The sequence below is a fragment of the Nocardia fusca NBRC 14340 genome (assembly GCF_001618425.1).
In the GTDB taxonomy this organism is placed as follows: Bacteria; Actinomycetota; Actinomycetes; order Mycobacteriales; family Mycobacteriaceae; genus Nocardia; species Nocardia fusca.
Genome location: NZ_BDCU01000009.1, coordinates 66,231 through 77,255 on the forward strand (window position 1 = coordinate 66,231; position 11,025 = coordinate 77,255).

The 11,025-nt window shown below is 68.1% G+C and carries 8 protein-coding genes; 5 read left to right on the forward strand and 3 right to left on the reverse strand.

Annotation, left to right across the window (positions count from 1 at the left end; translation table 11 throughout):
• Positions 1 to 188: 188 nt before the first annotated feature.
• Complete coding sequence (locus NF4_RS03300) at positions 189 to 1,142, forward strand: MBL fold metallo-hydrolase (RefSeq protein WP_232330293.1); 954 nt, start codon at positions 189 to 191, stop codon at positions 1,140 to 1,142.
• 131 nt (positions 1,143 to 1,273) lie between these two features.
• Here NF4_RS03300 and NF4_RS03305 read toward each other — a convergent pair whose 3' ends face one another.
• Positions 1,274 to 2,251: an NAD(P)H-dependent flavin oxidoreductase gene (locus NF4_RS03305; protein WP_063125819.1), complete on the reverse strand. Its 978-nt coding sequence runs from the start codon at positions 2,249 to 2,251 to the stop codon at positions 1,274 to 1,276.
• Positions 2,252 to 2,584: 333 nt separating this feature from the next.
• Here NF4_RS03305 and fadD5 point away from each other — a divergent pair, with 333 nt between their 5' ends.
• Complete coding sequence (gene fadD5 / locus NF4_RS03310) at positions 2,585 to 4,153, forward strand: fatty-acid--CoA ligase FadD5 (protein WP_063125820.1); 1,569 nt, start codon at positions 2,585 to 2,587, stop codon at positions 4,151 to 4,153.
• 142 nt (positions 4,154 to 4,295) lie between these two features.
• Complete coding sequence (locus NF4_RS03315; protein ID WP_063125833.1) at positions 4,296 to 4,889, forward strand: cysteine hydrolase family protein; 594 nt, start codon at positions 4,296 to 4,298, stop codon at positions 4,887 to 4,889.
• Between the two features lie 569 nt (positions 4,890 to 5,458).
• Here the strand turns inward: NF4_RS03315 and NF4_RS03320 are convergent.
• Positions 5,459 to 7,843 carry a lysylphosphatidylglycerol synthase transmembrane domain-containing protein gene (locus tag NF4_RS03320; RefSeq protein WP_063125821.1) on the reverse strand — a complete coding sequence of 795 codons (2,385 nt, stop codon included), beginning with the start codon at positions 7,841 to 7,843 and terminating at the stop codon, positions 5,459 to 5,461.
• 118 nt (positions 7,844 to 7,961) lie between these two features.
• Here NF4_RS03320 and NF4_RS03325 point away from each other — a divergent pair, with 118 nt between their 5' ends.
• Entirely contained in the window at positions 7,962 to 8,561 is a 600-nt protein-coding gene (locus NF4_RS03325) for a GDSL-type esterase/lipase family protein (protein ID WP_063125822.1), read from the forward strand.
• A 99-nt stretch (positions 8,562 to 8,660) separates the two neighbouring features.
• Here the strand turns inward: NF4_RS03325 and NF4_RS03330 are convergent, their stop codons facing one another.
• The gene (locus NF4_RS03330) at positions 8,661 to 10,034 is read right to left on the reverse strand and encodes an ABC1 kinase family protein (RefSeq protein ID WP_063814487.1); all 1,374 of its coding nucleotides are present in this window, start codon (positions 10,032 to 10,034) and stop codon (positions 8,661 to 8,663) included.
• Positions 10,035 to 10,133: 99 nt separating this feature from the next.
• Between NF4_RS03330 and NF4_RS03335 the strand changes: the two genes are divergently transcribed.
• Complete coding sequence (locus tag NF4_RS03335) at positions 10,134 to 10,925, forward strand: winged helix-turn-helix domain-containing protein (RefSeq protein ID WP_063125824.1); 792 nt, start codon at positions 10,134 to 10,136, stop codon at positions 10,923 to 10,925.
• Positions 10,926 to 11,025 lie beyond the last annotated feature (100 nt).

The window sequence follows — 11,025 nt, forward strand, 5'->3', positions numbered from 1 at the left end:
GGTCGGCCGGAGGGTATCTGCGTGGCGGCCGCGATCCCCGCGCCGGCGGCACCGCCTGATCGCGACCGCACCGGGCGCGATGGATTACGGAATGCAGCGCGCCGCCGACACCGGGCCACCCAGGCGCCGACAGATTCTCCGGGGACTGTCTTCTACTGGTTCGTGGGAGCGGCCGGTACCGTTGCCGTGTGGCCGATTCCGTGGACGGACGAACCCCCACTCTCCCGACTCTGCTGCGCTGCTGTGCGGCACTGGCCGCCACTCCGGCGCGGCTGCTGCGCCCGCGGCGGGCCGATACCGATTTCCTGGCGCGGCTGGAGTCCGCCCCGTTGCCGGCGGCCCGGGCGAGTGTGGAGTTGACCGTGCTCGTGCAGGGGCGGATGTCGGCGCCGACGACCATCGTCGCGGAGGGCGTACGCAGTCTCGGTCATCTGCCCATGGCGATGGGCGCCTATATCGTCGAACATCCGTCGGCGCGGTTCATCGTGGACCCGGCACTGTGCGCGCATGTGCACCGGCGGGTGCTGCCGGGGCTGCCTTTCCCGATTCCGTCGCTGGTGGCGCCGGACGAACCGGTCCTCGGGCTGGCGGACGCGCTGGCCGCACGCGATCTCGAACCCGCCACCATCGACTTCGTACTGCCCACCCACCTGCACTGGGATCATATTTCCGGGGTGCTCGAACTGCCGGATTCGGTGCCGGTGCGGTTGCCGTCCGCGGAACTGGGCTGGGCGCTGCGGGGCCCGCACGCGCCGACCGGGGTGGTGCGGGGGCCGCTGGAGGGGCGGCCGCTGGAACCGCTGGAGCTCGACGGTCCGCCGGTGCTCACCTTCGCGCGCAGCCTGGATATGTTCGGGGACGGTTCGGTACTACTCGTGGACCTGGCCGGGCACACCCCGGGCAGTATCGGTGTACTGCTGGCAACGAGTGACGGGCGCCGGGTGCTGCTCGCCGGTGACTCGGTGTGGAACCGGCTGCAGATCGAACTGATCCGGGAGAAGGCACCCATGCCCGGGCAATTGTTCGACGCCGACCGCGATATCGCCTTCGAGACCATCCATCGGCTGCATGCGTTGCCCGACGGTATCGAGGTGGTCGCCGCGCACGACTACGACGCAGTGGCCGCGCTCGCGGCGCACTGAACTCGCCGGCCTGGACCGGAGAGTGCGGGAAGCCAACCTTTCCCGGATGGCTTCCCGCGTTTCCTGCGTCGGATCGAATCGCCATTGGTCCGACGAGGCGCAGGGGTTCCGGTGCGGCGGAACCGGCCCGATCAGGCCGAAGCGACGAAACCGGCCAGCCGCGCGCTGATCAGTTCTTCGGCCTCACCGACCATGCGGCCGATGAGTTCGGCGCAGGCCGGGATGTCGGAGATCAGGCCCTGGCACAGGCCGACCGACCAGATACCGGCATCGAGGTCACCCTCTTCGAAAACGCGCCGGCCGCGGGCGCCGGACACCAGTTCGCGGACATCCTCGAACTTGCCGCCGGCCTTCTCGATCTCGACCACCTTGCGGCTCACCTCGTTGTCGGCGACCCGGGCGGTGTTGTGCATGGTGCGGAAGATCAGCTTGGTATCGCGCTCGGAGTTGGCGACGATCTGCTCCTTGACCTTCCGGTCGATGGAGGACTCCTCGGTGCACAGGAACCGCGTCCCCATGTTCACGCCGTCGGCGCCCAGCGCCAGCGCCGCGACCAGGCCGCGGGCGTCGGCGATACCGCCGGAGGCGATGATCGGGATGGTCAGCGCGCGGGCCGCGGCGGGGATCAGCACCAGGCCCGGTACATCGTCTTCGCCGGGATGCCCGGCACATTCGAAGCCGTCGATGCTGACCGCGTCCACACCGATCTTCTGGGCTTTGAGGGCGTGCCGGACGCTGGTGCACTTGTGCACCACCTTGATCCCGGCTTCGCGGTAGGTGGGCAGGAAGGGCTCGGGGTTGCTGCCGGCGGTCTCGACGATCTTGATCCCGCTGTCCACGATCGCCCGCGCGTACTCCTCGTACGGCGGCGGGTTGATCGAGGGCAGGATGGTCAGGTTCACGCCGAACGGCTTGTCGGTGAGTTCGCGCGTGCGCTCGATCTCGCGCCGGAGGTCGTCGGGCGTGGGCTGGGTCAGTGCGGTGATGAAACCGAGCCCACCGGCATTGGCGACGGCTGCGACGAGTTCGGCCCGGCCGACCCACATCATCCCGCCCTGCACGATCGGGTGTTCGATACCGAAGGTCTCGGTGAACCTGGTCCGCAGCATCGGTGCTCTCCTCTACTTTCGCGGATAGTCCGCGTCTGCTGCATGGTGCCACGGGTGTCAGCGCCCGATCAACCCTGGAAGTGAGTCGTGATTCGCATATGTGATGGGATCTCGCGTAGCTGGGTGACGTGCGGAGCAGCGGGTATCCACCCAAATGCACGCAATAACGAGCGCGAACTCTTTTCCTGGTCAGGTTCCTCGGGATTAACCGCCATTCGGCCCCCGATTTCCTTGCCGGGTGCTGATGTGAATTGTTATTCTGCCGACATGTTCACACTGCGTGTGGCGCCGGACACTCCGGCGGGACGCGCGGTACCGAGAGGAGTACGTGGGATGTCCACCGGTGCGCAGGCCCTCGCCGAGCCGATGAGATCGCGTCGCAACCACTGGAACAACCAGATAGCCGCGCATGCGGCGATGCGGCCCGACGAGGTGGCTCTGCGTTTTCGCGGTGCCGATACCACGTGGCGGCAACTGCACGAACGGTCACAGAAATTCGCCGACGCCCTCGCGCGCCGCGGCGTCGGCTTCGGCGACCGGGTGCTCATCCTGGCTCTCAACTACCCCGAATACCTGGAGGCCGTGTTCGGGATCAATGCCCTGGGCGCGATCGCGGTCCCGGTGAACTTCCGGCTCACCCCACCCGAGGTCGCCTATATCGTCGGCGACAGCGGTGCCAAGGCCGTGGTCACCGATACCGTGCTGCAGCCGCTGGCCACCGCGGTACAGGGTCAGGCACCGGGCCTGGAGCACTGCTTCGTCATCGGTGGCAGCAGTGGTGACGGGGTCGTCGGCTTCGAGGACGCGATCGCCGAGACGGGGGATGCGCACACCCCACTCGATATCGCCGAGGACACGCCGTGCCTCATCATGTACACCTCGGGCACCACCGGCAGCCCCAAGGGCGCTGTGCTCTCCTACGGCAATATGAACTCCCAGGCGCTCACCTGTATCCGGGCGCTGCAGATGGAGCAGGAGTCGATCGGCTTCTGCACCTCACCGCTGTTCCATATCGCCGGAATCGGCAGCCTGGCACCGGCTTTCCTGCTCGGCGCGAAAACGGTGCTGCACCCGCTCGGCGCGTTCAGCGCGACCGAATTCCTCGACGCCGTGGAGGCCGAACAGGCCACCTCCGCGTTCTGTGTGCCCGCCCAGTGGCAGCTGATCTGTGACGAGCCGACCGTCAAACAGCGCAAACTCGCGCTGCGGGCGCTGAGCTGGGGGGCCGCCCCCGCCTCGGACACCGTGCTGAAAGCTATGGCCGACGCGTTCCCCGACGCCTTCAATGTCGCGGTCTTCGGGCAGACCGAGATGTCGCCGATCACCTGTGTGCTCGAAGGCAAGGACGCCATCCGCAAACTCGGCTCGGTCGGCAAGGTCATCCCCACCATCCAGGCCCGCATCGTCGACGACGAGATGAACGATGTGGCGCCCGGCGAGGTCGGTGAGATCGTCTACCGCGGCCCCACCTTGATGTCGGGCTACTGGAACAAGCCGGAGGCGACCGCGGAGGCGTTCGCCGGGGGGTGGTTCCACTCCGGTGACCTGGTCCGCCAGGACGACGAGGGCTTCATCTACGTCGTGGACCGCAAGAAGGACATGATCATCTCCGGTGGCGAGAACATCTACTGCGCCGAGGTGGAGAACGTCCTCTTCTCGCATCCGAAGATCCGTGAGGCCGCGGTGATCGGCAAGCCACACGAGAAGTGGGGCGAGGTGCCGGTCGCGGTGGTCGCGCTCAACGACCCGGCCGACGATCTCACCCTCGCGGAACTCGAATCGTTCCTCAACGAGAACCTGGCCCGCTACAAACATCCGAAAGAGCTGGTGCTCGTGGCGGAATTGCCGCGCAACGCCAGCGGCAAGGTCGTGAAAGTCGAACTGCGCAAATTCGATTCGTAGGTAACGTTTCACGTGAAGCATGCGCCGGATCGGTTCCGCCGATCCGGCGCACACCTGCGCGGTGAGCTCCGGCGCGCCCGGTGGCCAGCACTTTTCCCGGCCAGTGGTGCGCCCCGGGCGCGCATGGTCGATTATCTACGCCATGTCGGATCAACATGCTGCAGTCCTCGCCCTGCACTGGCAGGTGAACGTTATTCGGCCGGAAGGGTTCTTCGGCCCGATGCTGGCCGAACCGGTAGCCGCCAGCGGAGTGGTGCAGCGGGCGGCGGACTTCCACAAACAGGCGGCGGAGCTGGGACTGCCGATCATCTGCACGCGGTTCACCGTCCCGGAAGGGGAAGGGCGGCTGGTCCGCAATACCGGGTTCATGCAATCGGTCGGGGCGGCCCAGCACGAGTTCCGTCCGGACGCACCGGGAAGCCATCTGATCGACGAGATCGCCGGGCAGGCCGACCGGATCGTCGACAATCAGAAACTGTCCGGGCTGGCCGGTAACGATCTGCCGCGCTGGCTGGCCGAGAACGATATCGACACCCTGTTCCTGACCGGTGTCGCCACCAACCTCACCGTCGAGCAGACCGCACGCCACGGCACCGACCTCGGTTTCACCGTCTACACGGTCGCCGACTGTGTGGCCGCCGCCGACCACCAGGTGCACACGGCCTCCCTGGCGAACATCGCGCTCGTCAGCGCCGGCCTCCGCACCACCGCAGACGCCTTCGACGACCTCGATTGACCTTCCGGCGCCGGCGCCCGACCGGTTCCGGGCGGCTGAGCGTCGGTCGGCCGATCGGCGGACACCGAGCACCGGCAGTGCTGTGGGCCTCCCGCCGAGCCGGTCGGGGCGCACGTTTGCGTAGACCCTTCCGTGGCCGGGGCGCGCCCGGTTCTCGAGCGTGCGCGGCCGGCGGCTCGGAGACCGGCGACGATTGCGCATTGACCGTGTAGTGAGCATCACCAGATTGGTCGAGGCGCAGGTCTGCGTAGACCCTCCGTCTACTCCGGAGGGTCTGCATCCATGGTCGGCGCTCGCGCCCGGTTCTGGAGCGACAGAGCGAAGAGCGAAGCGACTGAGCGTGTGCGGCCATCAGTCCAGAGACCGGTGACCATCGAGCAGTGACGGTGCAGTGAGCCTCACCAGGTTGGTCGAGGTGCACGTCTGCGCAAGCCCTCCATCGACTCCGGATGGTCAGCGTTGATGGTCGGGGCCCGCCCCCGGTTCTGGAGCGACTGAGCGCCGGAGTGAAGAACCGGGGTCACAGGGCCCCGACCCGCCCCGCCGGAGGCGGGGCAATCGAACCCAGCTCAGATCATGTTCTTCTCGGTCATCCAGCGCATCACCTGCCACCCGCAGAACACCGGGATCCAACAGGTGAGCACCCGGTAGAGCAGCACCGACGGTACCGCCACCGCGGCCGGGAGACCGAACGCGGCCAGACCGCCGATCAGTGCGGCCTCGACCGCGCCGACACCGCCCGGTGTCGGCGCGGCCGAGGCCAGGGTGCCACCGATCATCGTCACGATGGTGACGGTGACGAAGGTCGTGCCACCGCCGAACGCCTGGACACTGGCGAACAGCGCGAGCGCCTGCCCGAGGGTCAGTGCCGCGCAGCCGAGCACGATGATCACGCATCGTTTCGGGTCGCGGGCCAGCAGCGCCAGCTCGCCGACCACCTCCTGTACCTGCGGGAGCACCGAATTGTTCAGCCAGCGCCGCAGTTTCGGCACGAACATGAAGGTGCCGACGATCCCCACCCCGACTCCGGCGATCAGGTAGAGGATCGTCGGCGAAGGGACGAAATGCGACAGGTCCGCCGAGGTCCCCGCGGCCACACTGAACAGCACCAGCAGCCCGATATGCGTGCAGACCTGCACAGCCTGCTGCAGCGCCACCGCGGCCGTGGCCCGCACCGCACCGACCCCGCCCTTCTGCAGGAAGCGCACGCTCAGGGCCAGCCCGCCCACGCGCGCCGGGGTGGTGGTGGCGGCGAAGGTGTTCGCGATCTGCATGAGGACCAGTGGCCAGTACTTCACCACGCCGGACGCGCATGCCCACAGTGCCGCGGCCGTACCGAGGTAGGTCAGCGACGACAGCGCCAGGCCGGCCACGGCCCACCACCAGTTCGCCTCTTTGAGCTGGGTGAAGAAGGTCGGTACCGCGCTGATGAACGGATAGGCCACGTAGACCAGGCCGATCAGCAGCACCAGCTGGATGAGGCTTTTGCGGTTGAACCGGGTGATCTGCAAGGCCTCGATCCGGTCCTCGCCGGTCTGGGTGCGGACCTCTTCGCGGGCAGCCGACACCACCGATTTCCAGTCCGGGATGGATTTACGGATCCCGCCCGGCATGGCGAATTTGGTGAGCCGGCGCGACGCGGTGAGCACGGTCTGCTCGCCGAGCACGCCGATCGCCGACCGCACCGCCGCCTCGGCGCCGAAAACCGCCGTCATCGAAACCAGCAGCTGGGCGATATCGGACTGCAGTTGCGCGTCGGAGGCGCACAGTTCCGCCGCGGTGAAACCGCCGAACAGCGCACCGTCGGGTCCCACCCGGATCTCGGCGGGCCGCAGCTCACCGTGCGCGATCCCGCGTTCGCGCAGTACCGTCAGCGCCCGCCACACCGAATCCAGCGCCGCGGTATCGGCGGGGTCCTGCTCGATCGAGCGCCCGGCCGGCAGCGTATGCGCGTACAGCATCCAGCCGCGCGGCAATCCGGCCACCGTGACCGGTCGGTGCGCGGCCAGGCCGAGTTCGGCCAGCGCGGTCGCCATCAGGGCGCGATGCTCGACCGCGCGATGCATGGAACCGTGCAGCGGGGCGGTCTCGCTGGAGCGGAAGGTCAGCCAGCGCCACAACTGGCGCAGCGCGCTCAGCGAACGCTGATTCTTGCCGTACAGCTCGACCACCAGCGCCCGCTCGCGCTCCTCCACGGTCGCCGAGAGCAACAGCGCGCCGGGTCCGGCCGGCCGCACGACGGTGAAGCGGGTGACGGTGTAGCCGCGGCGGGCCAGCCGGCGCACCGCGGCGTCCAGCGGTACCTCCAGCGCCGGGGTCCCCACCAGCAGCACGATCACCGCCCCGACCAGCCAGCCGACCACCAGGCCGAACATGGCGCGGGCCGGAACCACCGTGCTGACCACCAGGTGGATCGGCGCGAAGGCCAGCAGCAGCACCCACAACCAGCGCCGCGGCCGCACCGGCAGCCACGGGCTGGAGACGGTGAGCACCGCGGCCAGCATGGCGATCCAGCGGGGGTCGTCCAGGAACTGTTGCAGGAAGGTCTTGTCGTCCAGATTCTCCGGGACCTGGAGGTGCCACTGCGGGGCCGACAACCCGCTCGGTGTGATGGACAGCAGCAGCACCGCGGTGAGCCCGGCGGTGGCGTAACCGGCGAGCAGCTTCCACTGCCGTCCGAACGCCAGTTCCACCAGGATCGCGAACGGCAGGATGAGGATGGCGATCCCGTACAGCAGATAGACCAGGTTCGACTGGTCGGGGTTGAGGAATCCGACGATATTGGAGACCGACCGTTCCAGCGCCAGCCATTCGGGCCGGGTGATCAGGGAGCCGGCGATGACGACGGCCACGCCGACGGCCGCGAAGACGACACGGAGAATATCGCTGGTCCGCCGCGTGAGCGGCTGGAGGAGATTGCCCGTGACCGGGATCTCCCGCCCATCGACTCGCATGTCGTATCGGTACTTTCGGATCGAGGTGACGCTGACGGGCCGGTCACGCCCACCAGCAGGTGAGTATGCAGGAGCCCGAGCCGGACGATACACACCAACACGCTGTCAGAATCCAGGGGTGAGTGGTGATCAACGCATCTGTTTCGTGGGAGATTCTTTCGTCGCCGGTGTGGGCGACCCGCAGGCTCTGGGCTGGACCGGCCGGCTGACCGCGCACGCCCGCGCCGCCGGAGCGGCGTGGACGACGTACAACCTCGGGGTGCGCGGGCATACCTCCGCCGATATCGTCGCGCGGTGGTCCGCTGAATGCCTGGTACGCCTGCCTGCGGGGTCGGACGGACGGGTGGTGTTCTCCTTCGGGGTGAACGACACCGTGGTCGCCGCGGGCCGGCCCCTGGTCGAGACGCAGAGTGCGGTGACGAATCTGTCCGTACTGCTCACCAGCGCGCAGGCGCAGGAGTGGCCGGTGCTGGTGGTGGGGCCGCCGCCGGTCGACGAGACCGGGCACAATCGGCGGATCGAGGAGCTGGACCGGCGCTTCGAGCGGACGTGTGCCGAGTTCGGGGTGCCGTATGCGGCGTCGTTCCGGCTGTTGGCCGAGGATCCGGTCTGGCGGGAGCAGGTGCGGGCAGGGGACGGGGCGCATCCCGCCGCGGAGGGATATGCCGCGTTCGCCGAGCGGCTGCTGCCCCCGTGGCGCCGATGGCTGGGTTACTGAGTGCTCCCGGGGATAAATAGGATAGAATTTCCGCAAATCAGGTTTCCTCACCGGAAAATGTCCCAGACGGTGAGTTCCGTCGTAGCCGGCCGCCGGGTGTCAGTTCGCCGAGACGCCCCGTTCCGGAGCGCTCCGCATGACCGCGAAGACCTCCCCGAGTTCGGGCACCGACCGCTCCAGTTCATCGCCGAAATCGCATTCGCATTCCAGCTGGCTCAAGGTGCCGACCATGGTGAGCGCGGCCCGCGCGAACGGAGTGCACTCCGGCGGCAGGGTCAGCTCACGCATCACATTCGTCAACCGCAGAGCGGTGGTACGCAGCACCTGCTTGCGCAACCATGGTGTGGTGATACGGAACCGCGGGTGCCGCACCGGCTCCGCGCAGGCCGACAGGGCCGCCTCGAGCGCCACCGCGTCGAAAGCCCGGCCCGGCAGCGCGAACCCGTGCGCCCGCACCGCCGTCTCCACCGCCGCCGGGCCGCCGTTGAAGATCGCGTCGCACATCTCGACCACCAGCCGGGTGAAACCCGGATGCGGCCACGGCGCGCACGCACCGAAATCCACCACCCCCAGCCGCCCGTCGGCCAGTAGTCGCAGATTGCCGGGATGCGGGTCGCAGTACAGCAGTCCGTGCTGCTCCCATCCGGTCAGCACGAACCGCATCATCAGCTCGCCGACCCGGTCCCGTTGCGCCCGGCTCCCCGACTCGATGAGCCGGGTGGCCGCAATCCCGTCGAGCCATTCCGAGACCAGTACGTCGCCACGCTGATCCAGCACCTCGGGCACCCGGAATTCGGCACTGTCGGCATACACCCGCGCGAACGCCCGCTGATTATCGGCCTCGGCCGCGTAATCCAGCTCCGCCCGCACACTCTCGCAGAGTGCCTCGGTCACCGATTTCACATCCGCGCCCGGCAGGAACACCGACGCCAATGTCGAGATCCGGCGCAGCTGCACCAGATCCGACTCCACCGCCGCCCGGGCGCCCGGATACATGACCTTCACCGCGACCGCGCGCCCGTCGTGCCAGACCCCGCGATGCACCTGGCCGATCGACGCGGCGGCCGCCCGCCGATCGTCGAACTCGCGGAACAGCTCCCGCCAGTCCGGCCCCAGATGCTCGGCCAGCACGGCGTGCACGGTGGCGGGCAGCATCACCGGCGCCGAATCCTGTAACCGGGCCAGCGCGACCTGGTATGGGGCCGCTATATCGCGGGGCAGCGCCAGCTGGTAGATCGCCAGCAGCTGGCCGAGTTTGGCCGCGCAGCCCTTCAGTTCCCCCAGCACCGCGAACATGTGCTCGGCGGTCCGGGACTGGATATCCCGGTTCACCTCCTGTGCCGAACGGCCGAGCGCCCGGCGGCCCGCGCCCGCCGCCTGTCGGCCCGCGAACGCGACCGGTAGTGCTACGAGCTTGGCGCTGCGCAGCGCCCGGCGCACCGGCGGCGCGCCAGGATCACGTCGACTGCTCATACCTCATCCCCAGAAGCGATTCGCCAGTTCTCCTGTGCAGTCTGGCATATTTGCGCATAGACTGTCTGGGACGTATCAGCTGCCGAGAAAGGTGCATCCATGGGATCCCGCACGGTGGTCGCCGACGTCGCCGACGAACTGGCACGGCGGGTCGCCGCAGGGGAATATCAGCCGGGTGAGCTGATGCCTTCGGTCCGACAGGTCGCCGAGGAATTCGAGATGAACCGGGCCACCGCCCAGCTCACCCTCGGCCGGCTGGAGTCCTACGGATTCGTCGAGGCACGGCGCGGTAAGGGTTTCACCATCCGTGAGGTCCGCGCGGCCGGTGGCCTCGACGTCTACCGGCACCTGTTCCGCTTCTCCATCCCGATGCCCGAGGTCGCGATCGAGATGTTCCGCGATATCGTCGAGGTCGAGCGCGGCATCGTGATGGACGCACTGCTCTCCTACACCGGTCTCGCCCACGGTGTCGCCGCCGCGGCCGGGGTCGACCTCGCCGAACTGAAAGCCGAGATCGACACCCTGGAAACGCTGGCGCGGCTGGACGTTCCCGACTATCGGCGCATCCTTGCCATCGAGATCGGGGTGGTCCGCAAACTGCTCGTAGCTCTTGAATCGAGTATGCAGCGCGCCATCCTGAACTCCATCGGCGAAATGGTGCTCGAAGTTCCCGAGGCCGTCGACGCCTACTTCGCCGGTGCCGCCGATCTGCACGTCCTGGTGTGGCGGGCGCTGATCGCGGTCTGGGAATCGGAATCCGGACCCACTCCGGCCCAGCTGGCGCTGTTCGAGGACCTGTTCGGGATGTACCACAACAAGGTCATCGCCCGGTTCGAGGAACTGCTCGGTGCCGAGGGCGAAGCCGAAGAGGTCCACGCAGCCACCGCCTGAGTGCTGTTGCCCGCGATCGGAGGGCCGACCCCGGCAGCGGTCTCGTGGTGGCGCAAGTCCATATACCGATCCGGACATCGAAATGCCGACGCAACCCGCA

Excerpts from the sequence above, each read along its gene's own strand:
- NF4_RS03305 (WP_063125819.1), bottom strand. The coding sequence starts at position 2,251 with ATGCTGCGGACCAGGTTCACCGAGACCTTCGGTATCGAACACCCGATC.
- fadD5 (WP_063125820.1), top strand. The coding sequence starts at position 2,585 with ATGTCCACCGGTGCGCAGGCCCTCGCCGAGCCGATGAGATCGCGTCGC.
- NF4_RS03315 (WP_063125833.1), top strand. The coding sequence starts at position 4,296 with ATGTCGGATCAACATGCTGCAGTCCTCGCCCTGCACTGGCAGGTGAAC.
- NF4_RS03320 (WP_063125821.1), bottom strand. The coding sequence starts at position 7,843 with ATGCGAGTCGATGGGCGGGAGATCCCGGTCACGGGCAATCTCCTCCAG.
- NF4_RS03330 (WP_063814487.1), bottom strand. The coding sequence starts at position 10,034 with ATGAGCAGTCGACGTGATCCTGGCGCGCCGCCGGTGCGCCGGGCGCTG.
- NF4_RS03335 (WP_063125824.1), top strand. The coding sequence starts at position 10,134 with ATGGGATCCCGCACGGTGGTCGCCGACGTCGCCGACGAACTGGCACGG.